The 24,152-nt window shown below is 46.0% G+C and carries 18 protein-coding genes; 10 read left to right on the forward strand and 8 right to left on the reverse strand.

Features of this window, described 5'->3' with window-relative positions:
* Positions 1-143 precede the first annotated feature (143 nt).
* The 3 genes from L5L94_RS03970 (at position 144) to L5L94_RS03980 (ending at position 4,142) form a co-directional block, all read left to right on the forward strand.
* A complete protein-coding gene (locus L5L94_RS03970; protein WP_263161311.1) occupies positions 144-1,334 on the forward strand; it encodes an amino acid aminotransferase in 1,191 nt (396 codons plus the stop codon).
* Between the two features lie 373 nt (positions 1,335-1,707).
* Positions 1,708-3,255, forward strand: a complete 1,548-nt coding sequence (locus L5L94_RS03975) for a YjjI family glycine radical enzyme (protein WP_263161314.1) — start codon at positions 1,708-1,710, stop codon at positions 3,253-3,255.
* A gap of 26 nt (positions 3,256-3,281) precedes the next feature.
* Positions 3,282-4,142 carry a YjjW family glycine radical enzyme activase gene (locus tag L5L94_RS03980; RefSeq protein WP_263161424.1) on the forward strand — a complete coding sequence of 287 codons (861 nt, stop codon included), beginning with the start codon at positions 3,282-3,284 and terminating at the stop codon, positions 4,140-4,142.
* On the opposite strand, the gene L5L94_RS03985 is transcribed toward L5L94_RS03980, so the two are convergent.
* The 3 genes from L5L94_RS03985 to gyrA all read right to left on the reverse strand — a co-directional run bounded on the left by L5L94_RS03985 (position 4,139) and on the right by gyrA (position 9,394).
* Positions 4,139-5,059, reverse strand: a complete 921-nt coding sequence (locus tag L5L94_RS03985; RefSeq protein ID WP_168827065.1) for a LysR family transcriptional regulator — start codon at positions 5,057-5,059, stop codon at positions 4,139-4,141. The two genes, L5L94_RS03980 and L5L94_RS03985, sit on opposite strands and share 4 nt — an antisense overlap.
* A gap of 357 nt (positions 5,060-5,416) precedes the next feature.
* Positions 5,417-6,508, reverse strand: coding sequence for a 3-phosphoserine/phosphohydroxythreonine transaminase (serC, locus tag L5L94_RS03990; protein WP_131524063.1), 1,092 nt, complete (start codon positions 6,506-6,508; stop codon positions 5,417-5,419).
* Between the two features lie 135 nt (positions 6,509-6,643).
* Positions 6,644-9,394 (reverse strand): DNA gyrase subunit A, encoded by a 2,751-nt coding sequence (gyrA, locus tag L5L94_RS03995; RefSeq protein ID WP_028759867.1) that lies wholly within the window; start codon positions 9,392-9,394, stop codon positions 6,644-6,646.
* 385 nt (positions 9,395-9,779) lie between these two features.
* Between gyrA and ubiG the strand changes: the two genes are divergently transcribed.
* The 5 genes from ubiG to yfaE all read left to right on the forward strand — a co-directional run bounded on the left by ubiG (position 9,780) and on the right by yfaE (position 15,624).
* A complete protein-coding gene (gene ubiG, locus L5L94_RS04000; RefSeq protein WP_028759866.1) occupies positions 9,780-10,490 on the forward strand; it encodes a bifunctional 2-polyprenyl-6-hydroxyphenol methylase/3-demethylubiquinol 3-O-methyltransferase UbiG in 711 nt (236 codons plus the stop codon).
* A gap of 1 nt (position 10,491) precedes the next feature.
* The gene (locus tag L5L94_RS04005) at positions 10,492-11,163 is read left to right on the forward strand and encodes an HAD family hydrolase (protein ID WP_173496880.1); all 672 of its coding nucleotides are present in this window, start codon (positions 10,492-10,494) and stop codon (positions 11,161-11,163) included.
* A 503-nt stretch (positions 11,164-11,666) separates the two neighbouring features.
* Positions 11,667-13,955 (forward strand): class 1a ribonucleoside-diphosphate reductase subunit alpha, encoded by a 2,289-nt coding sequence (gene nrdA, locus L5L94_RS04010; RefSeq protein ID WP_219250838.1) that lies wholly within the window; start codon positions 11,667-11,669, stop codon positions 13,953-13,955.
* Between the two features lie 74 nt (positions 13,956-14,029).
* Positions 14,030-15,160 (forward strand): class Ia ribonucleoside-diphosphate reductase subunit beta, encoded by a 1,131-nt coding sequence (nrdB, locus tag L5L94_RS04015; RefSeq protein ID WP_028759863.1) that lies wholly within the window; start codon positions 14,030-14,032, stop codon positions 15,158-15,160.
* Between the two features lie 38 nt (positions 15,161-15,198).
* Positions 15,199-15,624 (forward strand): class I ribonucleotide reductase maintenance protein YfaE, encoded by a 426-nt coding sequence (gene yfaE, locus L5L94_RS04020; protein WP_263161321.1) that lies wholly within the window; start codon positions 15,199-15,201, stop codon positions 15,622-15,624.
* A 335-nt stretch (positions 15,625-15,959) separates the two neighbouring features.
* Here the strand turns inward: yfaE and L5L94_RS04025 are convergent, their stop codons facing one another.
* The gene (locus L5L94_RS04025; RefSeq protein WP_263161323.1) at positions 15,960-17,978 is read right to left on the reverse strand and encodes an FAD-dependent oxidoreductase; all 2,019 of its coding nucleotides are present in this window, start codon (positions 17,976-17,978) and stop codon (positions 15,960-15,962) included.
* 165 nt (positions 17,979-18,143) lie between these two features.
* Here L5L94_RS04025 and sppA point away from each other — a divergent pair, with 165 nt between their 5' ends.
* The gene (gene sppA / locus L5L94_RS04030) at positions 18,144-19,991 is read left to right on the forward strand and encodes a signal peptide peptidase SppA (RefSeq protein ID WP_263138842.1); all 1,848 of its coding nucleotides are present in this window, start codon (positions 18,144-18,146) and stop codon (positions 19,989-19,991) included.
* Between the two features lie 138 nt (positions 19,992-20,129).
* Positions 20,130-21,143, forward strand: a complete 1,014-nt coding sequence (gene ansA, locus L5L94_RS04035) for an asparaginase (RefSeq protein WP_006086774.1) — start codon at positions 20,130-20,132, stop codon at positions 21,141-21,143.
* A gap of 305 nt (positions 21,144-21,448) precedes the next feature.
* Here ansA and L5L94_RS04040 read toward each other — a convergent pair whose 3' ends face one another.
* From L5L94_RS04040 to L5L94_RS04055, 4 genes are all read right to left on the reverse strand, one after another.
* Positions 21,449-21,730 carry a YeaC family protein gene (locus L5L94_RS04040; protein WP_028759859.1) on the reverse strand — a complete coding sequence of 94 codons (282 nt, stop codon included), beginning with the start codon at positions 21,728-21,730 and terminating at the stop codon, positions 21,449-21,451.
* Entirely contained in the window at positions 21,727-22,044 is a 318-nt protein-coding gene (locus L5L94_RS04045; protein WP_028759858.1) for a hypothetical protein, read from the reverse strand. The genes L5L94_RS04040 and L5L94_RS04045 overlap by 4 nt, the downstream gene beginning before the upstream one ends.
* A 12-nt stretch (positions 22,045-22,056) precedes the next feature.
* Entirely contained in the window at positions 22,057-23,184 is a 1,128-nt protein-coding gene (locus L5L94_RS04050; protein WP_028759857.1) for a M14-type cytosolic carboxypeptidase, read from the reverse strand.
* A gap of 225 nt (positions 23,185-23,409) precedes the next feature.
* Entirely contained in the window at positions 23,410-24,090 is a 681-nt protein-coding gene (locus L5L94_RS04055) for a response regulator transcription factor (protein WP_263161327.1), read from the reverse strand.
* Positions 24,091-24,152 lie beyond the last annotated feature (62 nt).

Below are 24,152 nucleotides of genomic sequence, written 5' to 3' on the forward strand. Positions count from 1 at the left end.
TTGCCAAGATAACTGGCGTGTAATCACAGTTTTCACTTTAATTACTTTACCTTTCCGCGCTATTCTAACCTCCAAACGATAAATAACGCATATCTGATACGAACAATCACGTTTGCACTATAACCAGAAAGGTAGATGGAGCTATGTTTAACTCACTCATCGCAATGCCAGCGGACCCCATCCTTGGCTTGTTAACTCAGTACCGCGAAGACTCTCACCCACAAAAAGTGGATTTAGGTGTTGGCGTTTATAAAGATCCTACCGGCGTTACCCCTATTCTAAGCTGCGTGAAAAAAGCGGAAAAATTCCGTCTCGATACCGAGACCACCAAAGTGTATATCGGCCCAACAGGCTCACCACAATTCAACACCTTGATGACGGAATTAGCCTTTGGTGCTGACCACAGTGCGATTATCGCTAACCGTATCCACACCGTTTCAACACCCGGTGGTACAGGCGCGCTGCGCGTGGCGGGTGACTTTATTAAACGCTGCAACCCGAATGCAGTGTTATGGGTAAGCGATCCAACGTGGGCAAACCATATCGGTTTATTCGAAGCGGCTGGCATTACTGTTAAAACCTATCCTTACTATGACTACGATAGCAAATCATTGAAATTTGATGAGATGCTTGCTGCATTATCGCAAGTAAATCCTGATGATGTGGTGTTATTCCATGCCTGTTGCCATAACCCAAGCGGAATGGATTTAACCACAGAGCAATGGGATAAAGTGGTTGCCCTGACAAAAGATCAAGGCTTTACGCCGCTGATTGACATGGCCTACCAAGGCTTTGGTGATGGCGTTGATATTGATGCCTACGGCGTGCGTCAAATGGCGGCAGCGGTCGATAATATGATCCTGTGCAGCTCATGCTCGAAAAACTTCGGTTTGTACCGTGAGCGTATCGGTTCGTGTTCTGTGATTGCTAAAGATGCCAATACCGCCAATATCGCGCAATCGGTACTGCTTTATGTGATTCGCTGCCTCTACTCTATGCCACCTGCCCACGGTGCCGCGATTGTTGAGACGATTTTAGGATCAAAAGAATTAACCCAAGAATGGCTTGATGAGCTGAAAGTGATGCGCGATCGCATTAACGGCAACCGCGCCATTTTAGTGGATAAACTTAAAGCCAATGGCGTAAACCGTGACTTTAGCTTTATCGCCCGCCAAAAAGGTATGTTCTCTTTCCTTGGGGTGGCTCCAGAGCAAGTGGCGCGCCTACAAAAAGAATTCAGCATCTATATGGTAGGTTCAAGCCGCATCAGTATTGCTGGGATCAGTGAAGATAACGTTGATTACTTAGCCCAATCGATTGCTAAAGTGCTTTAAGCCGCTGAGTTTATCTGCACCGCTCACTCTGCTGCATTCCCGCAATAAAGGAATACAGCAGAGTTCATTTACCGCCTCAAGTGTTAAATTTTTCAATCATCCTACCCGATCAGTTTTGGCAGTTCATTAACCTCAGTTTCATATTCACAATATGACAAGCAAGGCCACGTCTCACTGTTCAAGCATTTATTTTTAATCGTAAAACCACATTCTAGTGATTTTGACATCGCGGCTTTATCGCAATAAGCCACAAATTGTGACCTCGGTCGGCGGATTTCCATTTCATTAATCAGGACTGCGGCTATTTTCACTTTTTAAAGCCAACGCCACTGAGTAGATTAGTGGTCATCATAGAACTTGTGGATGTTCAGCCATGTTATTACAAGATAAATTAGTGCAAATCGTCACCAACCCGCTGCTTTCACCCAAGCAAAAATCCAACTATTTAGCATTAGAAGCGGAAGCCAGTTTGCCCTATATGTCGATATCGCCCGAGGTAAAAGCAGCGATGAATGACGGTATTATTTGCGACATGTTTGAAGGCCATGCGCCATTTAAACCACGCTATGTGTTGCCAGATTATGCCCGCTATCTAAAGCAAGGTTCAGAATATTTAGAGCTTTCACCGGCGCAGGATTTAGATGAAGCCATCAATGCCTTGACCATCCTTTATCATCATGTGCCATCGGTGACCAATATCCCCGTGTATTTAGGTCAGCTGGATGAAATATTAATGCCTTTCATCGAAGGAATGGATGCGGAAGTCCTTTATCGTAAACTTAAACTGTTCTGGATCATGCTCGACAGAACCCTGCCCGACGCCTTTATGCACGTCAATATTGGCCCGACAGACAACATTGTTTGCCGCACCCTACTGCGCATTGATGCCGAGTTAAAACAAGTTGCCCCCAATTTGACCTTTATGTACGACCCCGCCGTCACGCCAGATGATTTGTTGCTGCTTGCGACCACTAATATTTGTCACTGCAGTAAGCCGCATATCGCCAATTATCCTCTGCATGCCAGTGCGTTTGATGAGCACGGTTTTGGGATTGTCAGTTGCTACAATGCCTTGCCGTTAGCGGGCGGCGCCAATACCTTGGTTCGGCTCAATCTTAAAGAGGTCGCGTTAAAGGCCACTTCAATCAGTGATTTTTTTGATGCTGTCTTGCCAAATTACTGCTCACTCACCTTTGAACTTATCGAGGCACGCTCGGCATTTTTGCATCAAGAATCACACTTCTTTGACAGTTTTTTAGTTAAAGAGCAATTGATTGATGAGTCGCGTTTTGCGCCCATGTTTGGCATTTACGGTATGGCGGAAGCCGTGAATATTCTGCAGGCATTAACGGCCAGTGGAGAAGTTAAGTCAGCTAAACACCCTAGATATGGTCATGAAACGGATGCAAATCAGCTGGGCTATCGTATTTCTGCTGCGCTCGATGCCATAGTGAAATCCACACCCGTCGCACATGGTTACCATGGGCGGGCACTACTGCATTCACAGGGCGGTATTAGTATCGACAACGATGTGACTCCTGGCGTTCGCATCCCCTATGGCACTGAACCGAATCCCATCGCCCATATTCAAGCCCTAGCGCAACATCATCAGTATTATACGGCGGGGATTAGTGATATTTTGACTATCGATGAAACCGTAAAATCCAATCCTCAAGCCATGTTCCAACTGTGTAAAGCCGCGCTTGAGTTAGGTTTTAGGGAGTTTACCGCCAATGTCGCCTCTAACGATTTAATGCGCGTGACTGGCTATATGGTAAAACGCTCGGATATTGAAGCATTTAAACAGTGCGGATCGCGTCTCAATACCACAGGCTTAGCCGCAGAAGCTGCGGTTAATACAGGAATATTGCAACGACAAGCACGAGTTATCGCCCATGAGCACTCACCCCTGTGTTGTTAAATGAACCGGCCATAAATAAACAGGCAATAGTCAGTCAGCTATTGCCCTTTTCCTGTGTCGACGGGCCTGGCAGCAGGCTCGTATTATTCCTGCAGGGCTGCAACTATCAATGCAAAAACTGCCATAACCCACATACCATAGGCTTATGTGATGCTTGTGGCGATTGTGTCACCACCTGCCCTGAAAATGCGCTGACATTGATGAGTCTCAGTAATAAGCCTCGCATTCACTGGGATAGTGAGCGTTGTAGCCAATGCGATACTTGTCTTACCGTATGCCCGAAACAAGCGAGCCCTAAGGTCAGTCGTTACACAGTCGAGGAGATACTGACGATTCTCCATAGTCAGCGTCACTTTATTAATGGTATTACCGTGAGCGGCGGCGAAGCGAGCCTACAACTGCCATTTATTCTTGCGTTGTTTAAAGGAATTAAGGCGACAGAGTCGTTATCACACTTAACTTGCATGCTCGACACCAATGGCAGTTTAAGTCTAACGGGATTGCATAAACTGCAGCCCTTTTTAGATGGCGCTATGGTGGATCTTAAAGCGTGGCAGCAAGATACCCATAGGTACATTACCGGTCGTGATAACCATGCCGTGTTCAAATCAATCCAGTTATTGGCTAAACAGCAAAAACTGTATGAGGTGAGATTGCTGCACATTCCGAGCATCACGGATTATGAGGAAGAAATAGACGCACTAGCGACCTATTTACTTCTGCTAGGCCCAGATACGCGAGTTAAGTTAAATGCCTTTCACCATCATGGTGTTGTCGATGAAGCACTCAATTGGCCAAGCTGTAAACAAGCCGATATTGAACGCTTAGCCGCAACCCTTACAAAGCGAGGCGTAACCAATCTCGTGTTACCTTCTATATACCTTTAACGACTGCAAAGCAAAATTTGCTCATAAAGCCAGCGCAGTGCGGGATCTTTCATGCTTTGACTATGCCAAACTAGGCTGTAAGCCACTTTACCATATTCTATAGGCAAAGATTTAATCGTTAAGCCTTGAGCTTGGCTAGCGATGGATGCCCAGCGGCGCGAGCAGGTAAAGAGCAACTCACTGTGATGGCACATTAACGCCGCACTGCCAAAGTCTGGGACCGAAATGGGAACGGCACGTTTTTTAGATTGTTGGGCGAGCAAAATATCAAAAAAAGGCGTGCTCAGATCTGTGTCTGTAATGCCAATATGGCTAAAACTCAGGTAATCATCGAAGCTGATATGCGGCTGTTTAGCCAAGGGATGGGATGAATTCATCAGGCAGATCATTTCATCGCTAAACAAGGTTTCCCACACTAGATCGTCTTGAAGAGGATTAGGTTGACTCAGATCGTGGGGTAACAGCACAAAATCTAATGTACCTTTAAGCAATCCATCAAAACCAATATTGTCTTTGCTGTAAATATCGAGGCGGATATTAGGAGCCAAGCTCAGAATATGGGCACTGAGCTTGGCGGCCAGCAGTTCAAAGGTGCTTTCCCGCATCGCAAGCGAAAAACGCCCCTCAAAATGAGCAGGGTTAAACGCATCCTGACTCATGATCTGATTCATATCATTGATCATCTGCTGCACGCTTGGCCCTAATCGTCTTGCCAGTGGGGTTGCTACCAGTGAGTTGCCGTTACGATAGAACAGTTCATCGTTTAAACTGTCCCTGAGCTGGCTTAAGGTTTTACTGACGGATGAGGGACTTAAACATAAACGTTCGGCACTGGCGGTTACGCTCAGGGTATCGAGCATCACATGCAAAGTGATCAAATGCTTCATACTAATCCGCGAAAGCTTGGCCAAATCCATCGGTGACATCCTATTGATTTATCGTGTACACGCATTTAAAGATACGTTCTTTTAATCATGATAAACAATAGCATACAACTAACCCAGCATCTTATTCAGTAATGCGCGTCAGCTCACAGGCTTTCTCACAGCGAGTGTTCTTGAAGGCATCTGGTCTCAACGTCATCTTGCTTAACGCTATTGTCGATAAATTAAAGCTAACAAAAAAGCGAATGCATTTGAGCATTCGCTTTTGGGATGTCTCACTTGAGATGGCTAACTGATGATCAACATTCAATAAGCATAACGTTGATATTCAGGCAGAAAAGCCTAGACGCTAAGCGTCGCAAGCTAATGAGTGACTCAATACAGCTAAGCCTAGCTATGTTTGTTTGCAAACTCATTCATAAACTTGACCAAAGCAACTACACCATCGAGTGGCATTGCATTATAGAGGCTAGCACGCATACCCCCTACGATACGATGGCCCTTTAAGGCTACGAGTCCAGCTATTTGGGCTTGCTTTAGGAACTCACTATCGAGTGCTTCGTTGACTAATTGGAAAGTCACGTTCATTTGTGAGCGGTTCGCTGCAACAACCCCATTACGGTAGAAAGCATTACCATCAATGCATTGATATAACATCTGCGCTTTTTGTTGATTAATTTTTGCAATACTCGCAATGCCGCCAATGGACTTAAGCCAAGCAAAGACTTCAGCGGCGAGATACCAAGCAAAGGTTGGCGGTGTGTTGAACATAGAGTCATGCTCAACGGCTAAACGATAGTCCATGATGGACGACTGCGGTAAACTCGGCAGTTTTAACATGTCATCGCGCACTATCACTATCGACAGACCCGATGGACCTATGTTCTTTTGTGCGCCAGCGTAAATCAAACCGTAGCGGCTGACGTCGATTTCACGTGACATAATGGTTGACGATAAATCGGCAACAATTGGCCAAGGTGAGTCTAATTCATCAAAAATTTCGATACCATCTACTGTCTCATTAGGGCAATAGTGAACATAGCGATAATCGGCATCAATTTTATGTAAGTCAGGTAAGACAACCGCATTGAGTCCATTGTGTTTTTCAACAATATTCAGACTATCAATCTGCGCTTCACCCACGAGCTTTTGTGCTTCGGCTAACGCGGCAGATGACCATTGGCCACTGACTAAATACAGGGCTCGGCCATGATTACCTAAAAAATTATTCACAACAGCGGAGAACTGTCCACGACCACCGCCGTGCATAAATAGCACATGGTAATTTGTGGGGATCTGCATCAGTTCACGTAAATCGGACTCGGCTTGTTGTGTAAGCGCGATGAACTCTTTACTTCGGTGGCTGATTTCCATCACGGAAACGCCTTGGCCATTCCAATCAAGTAATTCCTGTTGTGCTTTTTTCATTACCGCTGCGGGTAACATTGCAGGTCCAGCACAGAAATTATAAATCGCGCTCACTGACACTCTCCTTAATCCCAACCATGATGTAGGTATTGATAAATACGAAACCATTCTAAAACGAACAATGCTATCAACATCAATGCCATTAAAAAAACGAGCGTCCAATTGGACGCTCGTTAATATGACACTTAATTACTCTTCGTCTTGCTCATCATCAGCAAGTTCGTCTTCATCTTCGTCCAACTCTTCTTCGTCATCCAGCGCTTCTTCAAGCGCCTCGTCGGCTAATTCGCCTTCGATAATGACAGGAACAATCGGTAAACCGTTTTCATCCAGCTCGACTTCATCTTCTTCAGTTTGGATTTCGTCGATACGTTGTAGGCCGACCACTTTCTCGTCGCCCGCAGTACGGATAATCGTTACACCTTGAGTGTTACGGCCAATGATAGACACGCCGCTCGCAGGTGTACGCACTAAGGTACCTTTATCACTGATGAGCATAAGTTCGTCGTTAAGACCGACTTGAACAGCCCCAACAACAGCGCCATTACGTTCGCTCACCTTGATTGAAACCACACCTTTAGTCGCACGGCTCTTCGCAGGATATTCAGACAGTTGCGTCCGTTTACCGTAACCGTTTTCAGTCACAGTCAGAATCGCGCCATCGCCTTTGGGTACAATAAGCGACACGACTTTCTGACCTTCTTCTAAACGGATACCACGAACGCCTGTTGCAGTACGGCCCATAGGACGTAAGGACAAGACTTCTTCACCGGTTTCAGGATCGGTTTTCACTTCGCCAGTTTCAGAATCACGTACTTTCTCACCAAAGCGAACCACTTTACCTTCGTTCGAGAACAACATGATTTCGTCATCACCGTTAGTGATATCGACACCGATCAGTTGGTCACCGTCTTTGAGGTTAACGGCGATAATACCGTTTGCACGTGGATTGCTATAAGCAGTTAGTGCGGTTTTCTTCACAGTACCGTGTGAGGTCGCCATGATGATGTACTTGTCAGCCGCGTATTCACGTACTGGCAGAATCGCAGTAATGCGCTCGCCATCGGATAACGGCAGCAAGTTAACAATTGGACGACCACGGGCTGTACGGCTCGCTAATGGCAGTTGATACACTTTGAGCCAGTACATCTTACCAAAATCAGAGAAGCACAAAATGGTGTCATGGGTATTGGCAACTAACAGCTTCTCGACGAAATCTTCGTCTTTCACTTTGGTGGCCGCTTTACCTTTACCACCACGGCGCTGGGCTTGGTAATCGGTCAACGGTTGATACTTGGCATAACCTAAGTGCGACAGTGTTACTACAACGTCTTCTTCGTTGATCAAGTCTTCAAGACTCATATCGACTTCGTTGGCATTGATCACGGTACGGCGCGCATCACCATATTCTTCAAGGATTTGAACTAATTCTTCCTTGATGACTTCCATCAAACGCTCAGGACTGCGCAAAATAAACAGCAGACCCGCGATAAATTCGAGTAATTCTTCGTATTCGGCGATGATCTTATCGTGTTCAAGACCGGTTAAACGGTGTAAACGCAGTTCCAGAATGGCCTGAGCTTGTTGCTCAGTCAGGAAGTATTGACCGTCACGAATACCATATTGTGGCTCTAACCACTCTGGACGCGCGGCGTCATCGCCCGCTTTTTCCAGCATGCCTTGAACGTGGCCTAATTCCCAACCTTGCTCAACCAATTTCACTTTGGCATCCGCAGGCGTTGGTGAGGCTTTGATCAGTGCAATAATCGGGTCAATGTTAGCCAGTGCAACCGCCAGCGCTTCCAAAATATGGGCACGCTCACGGGCTTTACGCAGTTCAAATACGGTACGACGCGTCACCACTTCACGGCGATGCAGAATAAAGCATTCGAGCATTTCTTTAAGGTTAAACAGTTTAGGCTGCCCATTGGTCAGGGCCACCATGTTAATCCCGAAAGAACACTGCATTTGCGTTTGAGCATAAAGGTTATTTAGTACAACCTCGCCCACTTCACCGCGCTTAATTTCGATAACGATACGCATACCGTCTTTATCAGACTCGTCGCGTAGGCCGCTGATCCCTTCAAGCTTTTTATCTTTAACCAGCTCGGCAATCTTCTCGATTAAACGGGCTTTGTTTACTTGATATGGGATTTCAGTGACGATTATACGCTCACGGCCATTATCTTCGGTTTCCACATCTGCCAGAGCACGCATGATCGCGCGGCCACGGCCAGTTTTATAGGCATCAATAATGCCTTTACGGCCGTTGATAATCGCTGCAGTGGGGAAATCCGGACCTGGAATGTATTCCATCAACTGTTCAATCGACAGTGAAGGCTCTTCAATCAATGCCAAACAGCCTTTCACAACTTCCGTTAGGTTGTGTGGTGGGATGTTGGTTGCCATACCTACCGCAATACCCGATGAACCGTTAATTAACAGGTTAGGTACGCGTGTAGGTAATACAGCTGGGATCTGTTCTGTACCGTCGTAGTTAGGGACGAAATCCACTGTCTCTTTTTCAAGATCAGCTAGTAATTGGTGCGCTAACTTATCCATACGGATTTCGGTATAACGCATTGCCGCCGCTGAGTCACCGTCGACCGAACCGAAGTTACCTTGGCCGTCTACTAAGGTGTAACGCAGTGAGAATGGCTGGGCCATACGGACGATAGTGTCATAAACAGCAGAATCACCATGGGGGTGATATTTACCGATGACGTCACCGACCACACGGGCTGATTTTTTGTAAGGCTTGTTCCAATCGTTCTTCAATTCACTCATGGCAAACAGAACGCGGCGATGAACCGGCTTTAAGCCGTCGCGCACGTCTGGTAATGCACGTCCCACGATAACGCTCATGGCGTAATCAAGGTACGAATTCTTTAGTTCGTCTTCGATATTAATTGGCGAAATAGATGATGCCAGATCAGTCATAAACTGCTCGTTCCCCTGAAAAATAGCTGACAACGTATAATCCGTATCATTGCCTAGCCCAAAAACGTGATTTGGCATTCTAACACAGTTATTTAATGTCGCCAGACCTATCATTATCGAATTGAGAGTCTGGTGGCTTAATAGATGAAAACACTGTCAATTTGGTCGTTTGTGCGATAAACAAGCGTTGAAATTCACGGCTTACGATGAGGAAAAATCGTCAAAGGGATAAAGTAAAAGGTCGATACGGAGCACAACAATTAACATAAAAGCAGATAACTGCTGAAAATTCACTCGACCACAAGGGCTTAGCTCAGTCGAGCACTTTGTTTATCAAACATAGTCGTTATAATAGCCGCACAATACAGCTTCTTCAGGTAATAGCATGCATCAGAATACCAATGTAGACCCACAGGAAATCGCAAAGTTTGAACGTATGGCCGAAACTTGGTGGGATCTCAACGGCGAATTTAAGCCGCTGCATCTATTAAACCCGCTGCGCTTAAACTATATCGATCAAACCGCAGGCGGTATTTTCGGCAAGAAAGTGCTCGATGTCGGCTGTGGTGGCGGCATATTGTCTGAAAGCATGGCCCGCATCGGCGCCGAGGTTGATGGCTTAGATATGGGTGATGAGCCCTTAGAAGTCGCCCGCCTACATGCCCTCGAAACAGGCGTGAGCATTAATTATGTAAAAAATACTGCCGAGGCCCACAGCCAAGATCATCAAGCCTATTACGATGTGGTGACCTGCATGGAAATGCTCGAACATGTACCCGATCCACAATCTGTGATTAAAGCATGCTGTGACATGGTCAAACCCGGTGGTCATGTGTTTTTCTCCACCATCAACCGCAACATTAAATCCTACGTGCACACCATTTTAGGTGCGGAATATTTGCTAAAAATGCTGCCAGTTGGCACCCACGAGCATAAAAAATTCATTAAGCCTTCGGAGCTGATTGAGCTAGTAGATAATACCGATCTTATCTGTACCGATGCCTTAGGGGTAAGCTACAACCCATTGACGGGCATTTTTAAGTACACGCCTAAGGTTGATGTGAATTACATGATAGCGACGCGTAAGGTTGATTAATATGAGTCTGGCACAGATCAAAGGCGTACTGTTCGATCTCGATGGCACCTTAGCCGATACCGCGCCGGATCTGGTGCAAGCCCTCAATTTAAGTCTTCAAGACGTCGGCATCGCCGCGCAGCCGTTAGCGGCCATGCGCTACGCCGCATCCCACGGCAGTTTTGCCTTAGTCGATGCCGCGATCCCTGATGCGGCAGAAGATCTTCGGTCTCAAGTACAGCAAGGGTTGCTCGCCCACTATCAGCGTATAAATGGCGATCATTGTGCGCTATTTACAGGCATAGCAGCATTACTCGATTGGCTCGAGTTAACTCAGCTGCCGTTTGGGGTGATCACCAACAAGCCTGCGCGCTTTACCCGTCCCTTATTGCGAAAACTGAATTTACACTTGCGTATGCCCGTTATCATCAGTGGCGATTCTACAAAACACCCAAAACCCCACACTGCACCTATGCTGTTAGGCGCACAACAACTGAACTGTGCTCCAGAGCACATTTTGTATCTTGGGGATGCCGAGCGAGATCTGCTCGCGGCCAAGGCTGCTGGCATGTTAGGCGGCGTGGCCCTATGGGGTTATCTGGGCGTGAACGACAAGCCGTTGCAATGGCCAGCGCACGCGCATTTTGCGAGCCCAACTGAGCTACATCAAGCACTAATCGAAGCATTGGCTTAACAACATCAACCAAAAACAGCGCCTACAATGCTCACGAATAAGGCATCCAATACGTAACTTCACTGACGAACATCAGTGTGTCAGCATACTATTTATGACCCACGGAAAAAGTCAGGCGGATAAAAGATCGGCACTCGTGAGCGATCGCGATCTAAAGAAAAGGATCGCCTAAAAATCCCCCATGAGTGTGACACGCTAACCTGAAATTGAGCTTCAAGGTTAGTCGTTACTAACGCAAAATTTTATCCTCACGTTATCCACAAGATGTCCCCTGAATTCAGACTTGCAAATAGGGGCAAACCTCACTATCTTGTATCCCATATAATTTAAAACACCATATCTTGTGTATAGGTAACAATCAGACACACTAGAAGCTCGCCGCTTAATTGACTCGTTTTTAACCAGTCAGCTGTATTTAAGGGACGATTATTGATTGTTTTACAAGGATACGTACGGTGATTTTGCTCACCTAAATACATATAAGAACCAAGGCCTATCTCCAAATGAATAGCACTATGACAGTCACAAAACGCTGTGGCGATCGTGAGAATATCGATCTCGAAAAAATACACCGCGTAATTACTTGGGCAGCCAAGGGATTAAAAAACGTTTCTGTTTCTGAAGTTGAACTTCGCTCGCACCTACAGTTTTTCGATGGCATCCCAACCGAAGCTATCCATGAAACCATTATCAAGGCTGCGGCGGATTTAATTTCTCCAGAATCACCAGACTATCAGTTCCTTGCTGCCCGTTTAGCGGTGTTTCATTTGCGTAAGAAGGCCTTCGGTCAGTTCGAGCCGCCCGCATTGTATGCTCACGTGACTAAGTTGGTTGAGCTGGGTAAATACGATCAACACATTTTAAGAGATTACACCCGCGAAGAGCTGGATGTGATGGATACCTATATCGACCACTGGCGCGATATGGATTTTTCCTACGCTGCAGTAAAACAGCTGGAAGGCAAGTATTTAGTTCAAAACCGTGTTACCCACGAAATCTATGAGAGCGCACAGTTCCTTTACATTTTGGTTGCGGCTTGCTTGTTTGCCCGTTATCCAAAAGAGACGCGCCTGAAATACGTTAAAGATTTCTATGACGCGGTATCAACTTTTAAACTGTCGCTGCCAACGCCAATTATGGCCGGTGTGCGCACCCCAACGCGTCAGTTTAGCTCTTGCGTACTGATCGAATGTGGTGACAGCTTAGATTCCATCAACGCGACCGCTTCGTCTATCGTGAAATACGTCAGCCAACGTGCGGGTATCGGTATTAACGCCGGTCGTATTCGCGCCTTAGGTAGCCCAATTCGTGGTGGTGAAGCCTTCCACACAGGTTGCTTACCTTTCTATAAGTATTTCCAAACCGCAGTGAAGTCGTGTTCTCAAGGCGGCGTGCGTGGCGGTGCTGCGACCCTGTTCTACCCTATTTGGCACTTAGAAGTCGAATCTCTGCTGGTATTGAAAAATAACCGCGGCGTCGAAGACAACCGTATCCGTCATTTAGACTACGGTGTGCAGCTGAACAAAGTCATGTATCAACGTCTGATCAAAGGCGAAAACATTAGTTTATTTAGCCCATCTGACGTACCTGGCTTGTACGATGCTTTCTTTGAAGATCAAAACGAATTCGAACGTTTATATGTGCAATATGAGCAAGACAGCAGCATTCGTAAGAAAACCATAAAAGCCGTTGAGCTGTTTTCACTGATGATGCAAGAGCGCGCTTCAACGGGCCGTATCTACATTCAGAACGTGGATCACTGCAACACTCACAGCCCGTTTGATTCAAAAGTCGCGCCGATCAGACAGTCTAACCTGTGTCTTGAAATCGCCCTGCCGACTAAACCATTAAACAACATCGATGATCCAGAAGGTGAAATCGCGCTTTGTACGCTGTCAGCACTTAACTTAGGTTCTATCAAAGAGTTATCTGATATTGAGCCATTAGCCGACCTCGCCGTACGCGCACTGGATAATCTATTGGACTATCAAGATTACCCTATCAAAGCCGCGCAAATCGCCTCGATGAATCGCCGTACCTTAGGCATAGGCGTGATCAACTTCGCTAACTATTTAGCGAAAAACGGCATGAAGTATTCCGATGGTAGTGCGAACGCTTTAACCCACAGAACCTTCGAAGCGATTCAGTACTATTTACTGAAAGCCTCAATGAACTTAGCCAAAGAGCAAGGTGCGTGTCCGTTATTCCACGAGACCACTTACTCTCAAGGTATTTTGCCAATTGATACCTACAAACGTGATTTGGATAAAATTTGTGCCGAACCATTGCACTTAGACTGGGAATCACTGCGTAGCGATATCAAGCAATATGGCCTGCGTAACTCGACGCTGTCGGCATTAATGCCATCAGAAACCTCGTCGCAAATCTCCAATGCGACCAATGGTATTGAGCCACCACGTGGCCTTATCAGCGTGAAATCGAGCAAAGACGGTCAGCTAAAACAAGTGGTACCTGATTTCGATACACTGAAAGATAGCTATGAATTGCTGTGGAAAATGCCAAGCAACGACGGTTACTTACAGTTAGTGGGTATTATGCAGAAATTCGTTGACCAAGCGATTTCTGCTAACACTAACTACGATCCTTCACGTTTTGAAGGCCGTAAAGTACCCATGCAAACCCTGCTGAAAGATTTGCTCAATGCTTACAAGTTAGGTGTTAAAACGCTTTACTACCATAACACTCGCGATGGTGCGTCGGATTCACACGATGACATCACCAATTTAGAGAAAGAAGATGACGGTTGCGCCGGCGGCGCATGTAAAATCTAGTCTTTAACTTTAACGTTAACGGTTTTATAGGGATCCCGATTGAGTGGATCCCTATCCATTGGAAAAATAGCACCATGGCCTACTCTACCTTCTGTCAAACACCTAACGATGCCACCCGTGAACCTATGTTTTTAGGTCAATCGGTCAACGTGGCTCGTTACGATCAACAAAAATATGAAGTGTTCGAAAAACTGATAGAAAAGCAGTTATCTTTCTTTTGGCGCCCGGAAGAAGTAGACGTCAGTCGCGATAAGATTGACTACGGTGCATTGCCTGATCATGAAAAACACATCTTTATTTCGAATCTGAAATACCAAACCCTACTCGACTCGATTCAAGGCCGCTCGCCCAATGTGGCCTTTTTGCCGCTGGTGTCACTGCCTGAATTAGAAACCTGGATTGAGACTTGGTCTTTCTCTGAGACGATTCACTCGCGCTCATACACCCACATCATTCGCAATATTGTTAACGATCCTTCAGTGATCTTCGACGATATCGTCGTGAACAAAGAAATCTTAAGCCGTGCGACCGATATCGCCGCTTATTACGATCATTTGATCCAACTGACTCAGATATTCCATTTACTCGGTGCAGGAACCCATGTCATCGATGGCAAAGAAGTCATAGTAAACACCCGCACCCTGAAAAAAGCCTTGTACCTGTGCATGATGTCAGTCAACGCCCTAGAAGCCATTCGTTTCTATGTTAGCTTCGCCTGCTCATTTGCCTTTGCTGAACGTAAGCTCATGGAAGGTAACGCGAAAATTATTCGCTTAATCGCCCGTGATGAAGCCTTACACTTAAACAGCACTCAGCATATTTTAAGCATCATGCAAGGCGGTAAAGACGATCCAGAAATGGGTGAAATTGCTGCAGAATGCCAACAGGAAGCTTTCGATTTATTCTTCAAAGCCGCAGAGCAAGAAAAAGAATGGGCCAAATACCTGTTCAAAGACGGCTCTATGATAGGTTTGAATGAACAGATCCTGTGCCAATACGTTGAGTTTATTACTAATCAACGCATGAAGTCGGTGAATCTACCGCAACCATACCCAGAAATAACCAATCCATTACCTTGGATGAAAAACTGGTTAGAAAGCGATGCAGTGCAAGTTGCACCACAGGAAGTTGAAGTCTCTTCATACCTTGTCGGCCAAATTGACTCCGCGGTTGATGGTGATGAGTTCCTCGACTTCGATCTATAAGACACTTAAAAGTGACGTTACAAAATGGCATTAAAACAGTGACATCAAAAAAACGGCCACAAAACCTGTTTGCGAAGGCGCCAATCGTGCGCCTTCAAGGTCAACCTGTGTTGCTCTTTACCGAGCAACAAGGCACTTTGCTGCAAGCGCTCGAAGCCAAAAAAGTCAAAATCTTCTCAGAATGTCGCAACGGTTTCTGCGGTGCCTGCAAAACACGCGTCATCAGCGGAAAAGTCAGCTACTTAAACGAACCCTTAGCCGAACTCAAACATGATGAATGTTTACCCTGCTGCTGTGTGCCTACCGAAGATTTAGAGCTGGACTTGTCACCTGAAGGTGCAGCTGTGGTCACCTATGCGTGTCAATCTCATCAGAATAAAGCCAGTTTGGCTAAGCCAAAGCAAACACAAAATGTAGCAAGTGACACATGCACGCAGAAACAGGCAGTGTTTGAAGACTCATAACGGCAAGACTCGATTGTTCAATAAGCTGCTTTAAACAAGATGTGGCGTTAAAACCCAAAATCGCTTTAAAACAAAAATGAGCTTTTAAACAAAGAGTATCTCTTAAACAAAGAGTAGCTTTAAGACAAACAGCCCCTTTCAATACAGCCTTATTCAATCCGCGCCATTAGATACCAAACGTTTTAAAACCCACTATTCTCCCTTCCCTCTATTTACAATGCATTCACACAAAAAAAACTAAAACAACCTAAAACAAAAAAGCCTGAACACAAGTTCAGGCTTTCAGAATCTAACATTGAATACTTAAGATTTAAAACGTAAGTCTTATCGACTTTCTATAAACGCATTGCCAGTTCAGCGCCTTGGCGGATTGCACGCTTAGCATCAAGCTCTGCCGCGACATCTACGCCACCAATCAGATGCACAGGCAGGCCCGTCGCTTTCATCTCATCCACTAACGTGCGATTCGATTCTTGCCCAGCACACAAAACGACGTTATCAACGGCCAGCACTTCAGCGGTTTCACCCACGCGAATATGCAGTCCGGCATCATCAAACTTATCGTAACTCACGCCCGTTTTCATCTTCACATCATGTTGCTTAAGCACAAGACGGTGGATCCAGCCGGTAGTTTTACCTAAGCCCTTGCCCATCTTCGACGTTTTACGTTGCAGTAAAAACACCTTACGATGATCAGTATTGTCGGAATGAGGTTCAGTTAGGCCGCCTGCATGCAGGTAAGTTTTATCTATGCCCCACTGTTGCAGCCATTTATCGGGGTTCAAGGTGCTCGACTGGCGCTCACACAAAAAGTGCGCCATATCGAACCCTATACCGCCAGCGCCAATCAAGGCCACCGTATTACCGACAGTCACTTCACCCGAGAGCACTTTTTGATAATCGACCACCCGTGGGTCGTCAAAACCGGGTAAGACTAAATCACGCGGCACAACGCCTGAGGCGATTACCACTTCATCAAACGTTTCCGTCGCCAGCACACTGGCATCGAGGCGAGTGTTTAATCTCAGCTCCACCTTATGCAGCTTAATTTGGTTAATGAAATAACGAATAGTCTCGTTAAACTCTTCTTTCCCAGGGATTTTACGGGCGAGATTAAACTGACCACCCACCTCAGATTTCGCTTCAAACAAGACAACGTGATGGCCTCGCATGGCGGCATAAACAGAAAACGCCATGCCCGCAGGGCCTGCCCCCATCACCGCAATACGCTTTTTATTGGCTGTGGGTAAGAAGTTGATTTCAGTCTCATAACAGGCGCGAGGATTCACTAAGCAAGTTGCGCGCTTGAGGGAAAAAGTATGATCAAGACAAGCTTGGTTACAGCCAATGCAGGTGTTGATAAGCTCCGGCGTGTTCGCCGCAGTCTTATTCACAAACTCAGGATCAGCAAGGAAAGGCCGCGCCATCGACACCATGTCAGCTTGACCAGAGGCGATAATCTGCTCACCAATTTCAGGGGTGTTAATGCGGTTAGTCGCAATTAAGGGAACGGAAACAGATTGTTTGAGCTTTTCTGTCACCCACGCAAAGGCGCCACGGGGCACGCTTGTCGCAATGGTCGGTACTCGCGCTTCATGCCAGCCAATGCCCGTATTTAGAATGGACACACCAGCTTGCTCTAACCACTGGGCCAGTTGCACTACTTCATCCCAAGTCGAACCGTTATCCACCAGATCGAGCATGGATAAACGGAAGATAATGATGAAATCTTTACCAACTTTTGCCCGTATCGCGTTAACAATCTCAATCGGGAATTGCGCCCGTTTTTCAAACGCACCACCCCATTCATCGGTGCGAGTGTTGGTGCGCGCACTGACGAACTGATTAATCAAATAGCCTTCAGAGCCCATCACCTCAACACCATCGTAACCCGCTTTCTTGGCAAGGGCGGCGGAGCTGGCGTAATCCTTAATGGTCGAGCGCACTTGGCGACTAGACATAGCAGACGGCGTAAAGGGTGTAATGGGTGACTTAATCTTACTTGGTGCTTGGGAAAAAGGATGATAGCCATAACGTCCCGCATGCAAAATTTGCATACAGATCTTACCGCCAGCCTCATGCACCGACTGCGTTACCACGCGATGCTTACCCACTTGCCAAGGAAAACTCAACTGACAGGCATGGGGCGTAAGGCGACCACGAAGATTGGGGGAAATACCACCCGTCACAATCAAACCTACACCGCCCAGAGCGCGTTCTTTGTAGAACGCTGCCAGTTTCTCAAATCCGCCCTTTTCTTCTTCCAAACCTGTGTGCATTGAGCCCATAAGCACACGGTTTTTGAGCTGGGTAAATCCCAGATCTAAGGGTTCTAATAAATGGGGAAACGACATTCAAACATCCTTTTAAAACAAGTGATTTAAATCAGCATACCTTGTGTCAAATCTAAGCTCAACCGTTGGATCGAGGCCATCAGTCAAAATCCTTTACAATTGTGTTTAGCCTGTAGCGCCATTTTCAGTTAGCATTGGCAGATTGGACTTATAAAGGAGTGGCAGATGTCCGCTAACCCATCGTTTTTCAAGAGAATATGTTTGTTTATTTGGCACACCCTGAACGGGACACGTAAACTCATCCTCAATCTAATCTTTTTTGGACTCTTAGCCGCGATCATTATCTCCATTGGCAGTAGCGAAGATATCCAAGTTGAAGATAATTCGGCACTGGTGCTTAATTTAGCCGGCTCTATTGTCGATCAGAAACAACAAGTCGATCCCTTAGAAGCCGCATTCAAACAAGGCCAAAATGCCAACGCCGATGGTGAAATCCTACTCGCCGATGTGCTTTATGTCATTGACAATGCAGCGCAAGATCAACGTATTAGCGTACTAGTGCTCGATCTGGTCGATCTTAAACGTGCAGGGATCAGCAAACTACAATCTATCGGAAATGCACTCAATCGCTTTAAAGAGAGCGGTAAAAAAGTCATCGCCATCGGCAACTACTACGAGCAAAATCAATATTTCCTCGCCAGTTTTGCCGACACCATTTACCTCAATCCCCAAGGCGGTGTCTCGCTTGATGGCCTGAGTATGTACAACCAATATTTCAAATCGGCCTTAGAAAAACTCAAAGTCAAAGCGCATATTTTCCGCGTGGGGACCTTTAAATCTGCAGTTGAACCCTACATACGTGACAATATGTCAGATGCTGCGCGGGAAGCCAGTAGTGCACTGTTAGCCGATGTATGGCAAAGCTACACACAAACTGTCGCAGGCAATCGTAATATCGAACCGAATTCTCTGGTGCCCGACGCAACCACTTATTTGGCAGAGCTCGATAAAGCCAATGGCGATTCAGCCACAATGGCAATCAACATGAAATGGGTTGATAACCTAGCGACCACAGAAGATTTTCGTAAAACCATGCTAGAAACCGTAGGAAAAGCCAGCAGTGGTGACAGTTTCAAGCAAGTCAGTTTTTATGATTACTTAACCTTAGTGACACCATTACCCAGCTTTGTAGAGCAAGACAGTGTTGGTATTATTGTGGCAAGTGGCACAATTTTGAACGGCACTCAACCTGCGGGCCAAATTGGCGGCGAAAGCACCGCCGAACTGCTACGTAAGGCACGTTTTGATAAGCACATTAAAGCCTTAGTATTACGTGTTGATAGCCCTGGCGGTAGCGCCTTTGCCTCTGAGCAAATTCGTCAAGAATTACTGGCACTTAAAGCAGCAGGTAAGCCCGTGGTTGTGAGCATGGGCAGTTTAGCCGCATCCGGTGGTTACTGGATTTCAGCCAGTGCCGACTATATCTTCGCAACGCCAACGACGCTCACGGGTTCGATTGGGATCTTTGGTATGATTACTACCTTTGAAGATTCATTGGCCAGTATAGGCGTGCATACCGATGGCGTATCGACCTCAGAATGGGCAGGATTATCAGTTACCCGCACACTTTCCCCCCAGATTGAAGCGATTATCCAACGTCATATTGAACGCGGCTATTCGGACTTTATCTCCCTGGTCGCTAAAGAACGTAAGATGACCATAGAACAAGTCGATAAGATTGCTCAAGGCCGCGTTTGGAGCGGTAAAAAGGCTCTTGAACTTGGCTTAGTCGATGAACTGGGTGATGTAGATGAAGCCATAGCTAAAGCCGCTAAACTCGCGGATATGACGCTATTTGATACCCGCGTCATCGAACAAGAGCTGACACCCGAACAAAAATTCATGCAGCAGATGTTTGCCTCAGTATCGAGTTACCTGCCCGCCTCACTAAGTCAGTCATCGATGTTAGAGCAAATGCTACAACAGTGGACTAGCAGTTTGAAAACGTTAACCTCTTTTGATGATCCAAATAACGTCTACATCTACTGTGATAGTTGCAATATGATGAACTAAATCTGCTAGCGTCTAGGTTGCTGCTCGCAACGTCAAGATGATGACAAAGACAAAGCCCGGATCTCCGGGCTTTTTTATTGGGTTTATGTCAGTAAAATCGTATAATTCGGCCACTTGAAGCTAAAGAAAACGACAAGAATGACTAAACGCTCCATTTATGTTGCCTATACTGGCGGCACCATCGGTATGCAAAAGACCGATAACGGCTTTGTCCCCGTCGCGGGATTCCTGACTCAGTGCGTGCAATCTATGCCTGAGTTTTACCATGAAGAAATGCCGACATTTGTGATCCACGAATACTGCCCGCTTATCGACTCTTCCAATATGGCACCAACCGATTGGCAGATGATCGCCGACGATATACAAGCCAATTACGATAAGTACGATGGCTTTGTAATCCTTCACGGCACAGATACCATGGCGTACACGGCTTCGGCACTGTCGTTTATGCTGCAAGGCCTATCAAAACCTGTGATAGTGACGGGCTCGCAAATTCCCCTCGCCCAGTTGCGCTCAGACGGCCAAACTAATTTATTGAACTCACTCTACATAGCGGCGAATTATCCAGTTGCGGAAGTGTGTTTATTCTTCAATAACAAACTCTTTAGGGGCAATCGCTCGACTAAGGCCCACGCCGACGGTTTCGATGCTTTCGCCTCACCCAACTTCCCGCTACTGCTTGAGGCGGGGATCAAAATCAATCTGCGCGCAGGCAAAATCACGGTCGCCAACGATACCCCATTAGAAGTCGCTCATATCAGCCCACAACCTGTCGGTGTGGTGACCTTGTATCCTGGGATATCAACACAGATTTTTGAGAACATTCTGCAACAGCCAGTTAAAGCCCTCATACTGCTAACATTTGGTGTGGGTAACGCGCCGCAGGATGCCGCCTTACTCAAAACCTTAAGGCAAGCAGATGAACGTGGCATAGTGCTGGTGAATCTAACCCAATGTTTCCAAGGTAAGGTGAATATGGGCGGCTACGCCACAGGCAATGCATTAGCCAAAGCAGGCGTGATCAGTGGCGCCGATATGACCATAGAAGCGGCCTTAGCAAAACTGCATTATTTGCTATCTAAAAATTTGCAGCCAGCTGAGATAAAAGCGGCCATGTTACAAAATCTAGTCGGTGAACTGAGCATAGATTAAAGATAGTGTCTTCTAATCTGTTTGTTGCCCTCAAACGCTAGCAACAAAAAAAGCCCATATTTGATGGGCTTTTTTGATTTAAACTCAGACTAGATTTTAGTTCAGACTTAACAGCACTAAATGAGCGTTTATTTTAAGACTTTTGCGGACCAAGAGTTGCATTGAAGTTATTTGATATCAAATCAATGTTAGCATTGATATCACTAACAAAAGATAAAATGCTAGCTCCCCTTGCCAACCTCAGACTTACACCTAATTCCTAATAAAGCACACCTTGCAAGCCGATCTGCGCGGCCAGTCAGAAATTATAAATCCTGCGCTTTAAAGCCAGCAATCGGCTCACCGCGGAATTGCTTTTTCAGCTCGGCCTTAGACAGCTCATTTATTTTACCGTCAGATGCAATAGTGAAATGCTCTGTTTGCTCAAGCTTACGCGCTTGATACAACATCACCACCTGCAGAGTCGATTCACGCTGAGTCTCACTCAACACAGTACCATCCTCCCACTTACCCAGCTCAGCAGCACTGCGAAGCCTTTCATAAACTTCAATGGGCATTTGATCGATCACTTGATTGATATCCGTCATACACTTTTCCGCTTATGTAACACGATTCTGACTCGTGTAATGAGATAACCTACAAAACCAAACACAAAGCATATTCCGGCGATATTCGCCCGCATACCTTCGGCGGGTTCCCCACCCCAAAACCAAATCACCACACCAGCAATGAACAAGGTCATAGCAACGAAACTCTGATTCATTAAGCTGCTGGACTTTTGAATATGGCTAATGCGCGATAAGGACTCATTGTCGCCATCGGTTTTTGCTTGGCAATGGGGGCATGAAGGCGCTTTGCTCGACATACGTTTACGACACACCGGACATTCAATTAATGCCATATCAGCCTCGCCCTAACGTAACTTATCAACAACGGCGAGCATGGCAATCAGCGATGCTTCACCTAAATAAATACTGCGTTCTGGTGACCAACCCACAAAAGGATCGGCCAGATTGTTATTGTCTTTAAACGGCATCTCAAGGGTATTTGATAAACACTTGAAGGTCTGGGCAACCCAATTAGACGCTACGGTCAGATTCGCTTGGCCTGGCTCATCTTTATCATAGCCAAACTGAGTTTGAAAATCGGCACTGGCTAAGGTCAATGCTTGACTAAAGTCCGCTTGCAGCTGCGCCAGTTTATCATTGTAAGCGGGGACGCCTTCACAACCCGCTAGAAACACATAAGGTAAGCCTTCATCACCATGCACATCATAAAACAGGTCAACACCCGTTTGCTGCATCTTGTTGACGACATGATATACCTCAGGGCTTTTTTCTAAACTCGGTGTTTGCCACTCGCGGTTTAGATTAATCCCAATCGCGTTAGTGCGCAGATGACCTCTGACACTGCCATCGGGATTCATGTTGGGCACTATATAAAAATTGGCCTTATCAAGCAGTGCTTTTGCCGTGGGACAGTCATTATCGAGTAAACGATTCACTAGACCTTCAACTAACCATTCAGCCATCGTTTCACCCGGATGTTGTCTGGCGGTGATCCAAATATTGCGTTTAGAAGGATCGCCATTCCCCACTTTCATCAGAGTAATATCGCGGCCATCTAAGGTCAGGCCTAAATGCTCTAAATTGACATCTGGGTGTAACTGGGCGCCGCTGAGTAAATCTAAATGACGCTCATAGCTGTAGGGTGCAAAGTAAGCGATTTGAATGGCATCGCAATCTAACTCTATGCTAATGCTCAGTTTACCGTCTTGATATTGAGTCGGAATACGGAACCAATGCTGGCGATCATAACTGGCCACCGCCTGATAATCTTCCCATCCCTTGGTATAAGAAGCGGTTCCCGCATTGATAATATTCAAGGTGTAATGGTTACCCACTTCACCTTCAAATCGAAAATTGAACCATTGATAAAACTCACCACCCGCATCAGGGCGGATAGCAAGTTGAATATCGTCTTTATTATCAAGATTGACGACTTGGATATTTCCGCCATCAAAGTTGGCACTGATCCGCATAATGATTCCTAATAGGTTGTTAAAACTAAGGGCAATTTAATGGCGTGCGACAGATAGCACACGGCACATTTTATTATATGGCCGATAGAATAAACCAAAACATCCCAAGGGGAAAACGAAAGCCATTAAATTCAGTCAAGACACTTGCAATCGGCCTTTAATTAACCAGTTAACACGCCTAAAATCCACAAAAAAAGAGCCTTTCGCTATAAATTAATGAAGATATTAGACCATAAAACTATAACCTTGGCCTCGTACTGTATTTATCAAATTACGCGGCAAGCTGATATTGGCTAGCTTGCGGCGAGTGTTACTAATATGCATGTCCAGATTACGGTCAAATCGGCCCAAATCTTTCTGTAGCACTGAGCGCTGCAACTCTTGTTTAGTGATGACTTGGCCTTTTCTTTCAAAAAGATATTTAAATAATTTAAACTCGGTTTGGGTCAAATCGACATAGCGGGTGCCAATAGTGATCCTATAACTCATTTCATCGAAGTTAATCACTTTAGCCGCCACAGTCGCCATTTGCGGCGAGTGAGAGTGACCGGCACAGAGACGCCGCTCTAAGGCTCGTAAGCGGACAAACATCTCTTTTATGCTAAACGGCTTACTCAGAAAATCATCTGCTCCCAATTCATAACCAGTGATGCGATCATCTTCATTATCACGTGCTGAGATCATCAGTACCGGCGTTGAACATTCACGCGCTTTTAGCAACTCAAACCCATTCATCTGTGGCATCACTAAATCAAGCACTATGATGTCTGGAGCAAAACTTTCAATGCATGCCAGCCCCTCGATGCCATTAACCGCACACTTAACCTCATGCCCTTGCGTACATAAGGCATCAGCTAACCACACGCTAAACAATGGATCATCATCGACCAAGAGTATTTTACTCATCCTTAAAGCCCAAACGAGAATCTATATCATTTATATTACCATGCGAATCGAGACGACTCTAG

Source organism: Shewanella sp. SM21 (assembly GCF_025654335.1).
Classification (GTDB): domain Bacteria; phylum Pseudomonadota; class Gammaproteobacteria; order Enterobacterales; family Shewanellaceae; genus Shewanella; species Shewanella oncorhynchi.

What these genes read in the sequence shown, in the direction of transcription:
- sppA (WP_263138842.1), top strand. Translation starts at nt 18,144, where the DNA reads ATGTCCGCTAACCCATCGTTTTTCAAGAGAATATGTTTGTTTATTTGG.
- L5L94_RS04040 (WP_028759859.1), bottom strand. Translation starts at nt 21,730, where the DNA reads ATGACGGATATCAATCAAGTGATCGATCAAATGCCCATTGAAGTTTAT.
- L5L94_RS04055 (WP_263161327.1), bottom strand. Translation starts at nt 24,090, where the DNA reads ATGAGTAAAATACTCTTGGTCGATGATGATCCATTGTTTAGCGTGTGG.
- gyrA (WP_028759867.1), bottom strand. Translation starts at nt 9,394, where the DNA reads ATGACTGATCTGGCATCATCTATTTCGCCAATTAATATCGAAGACGAA.
- ansA (WP_006086774.1), top strand. Translation starts at nt 20,130, where the DNA reads ATGACTAAACGCTCCATTTATGTTGCCTATACTGGCGGCACCATCGGT.
- ubiG (WP_028759866.1), top strand. Translation starts at nt 9,780, where the DNA reads ATGCATCAGAATACCAATGTAGACCCACAGGAAATCGCAAAGTTTGAA.
- nrdA (WP_219250838.1), top strand. Translation starts at nt 11,667, where the DNA reads ATGAATAGCACTATGACAGTCACAAAACGCTGTGGCGATCGTGAGAAT.
- L5L94_RS04045 (WP_028759858.1), bottom strand. Translation starts at nt 22,044, where the DNA reads ATGGCATTAATTGAATGTCCGGTGTGTCGTAAACGTATGTCGAGCAAA.
- L5L94_RS04050 (WP_028759857.1), bottom strand. Translation starts at nt 23,184, where the DNA reads ATGCGGATCAGTGCCAACTTTGATGGCGGAAATATCCAAGTCGTCAAT.
- L5L94_RS04005 (WP_173496880.1), top strand. Translation starts at nt 10,492, where the DNA reads ATGAGTCTGGCACAGATCAAAGGCGTACTGTTCGATCTCGATGGCACC.
- L5L94_RS03975 (WP_263161314.1), top strand. Translation starts at nt 1,708, where the DNA reads ATGTTATTACAAGATAAATTAGTGCAAATCGTCACCAACCCGCTGCTT.
- nrdB (WP_028759863.1), top strand. Translation starts at nt 14,030, where the DNA reads ATGGCCTACTCTACCTTCTGTCAAACACCTAACGATGCCACCCGTGAA.
- L5L94_RS03985 (WP_168827065.1), bottom strand. Translation starts at nt 5,059, where the DNA reads ATGGATTTGGCCAAGCTTTCGCGGATTAGTATGAAGCATTTGATCACT.
- L5L94_RS03970 (WP_263161311.1), top strand. Translation starts at nt 144, where the DNA reads ATGTTTAACTCACTCATCGCAATGCCAGCGGACCCCATCCTTGGCTTG.
- L5L94_RS04025 (WP_263161323.1), bottom strand. Translation starts at nt 17,978, where the DNA reads ATGTCGTTTCCCCATTTATTAGAACCCTTAGATCTGGGATTTACCCAG.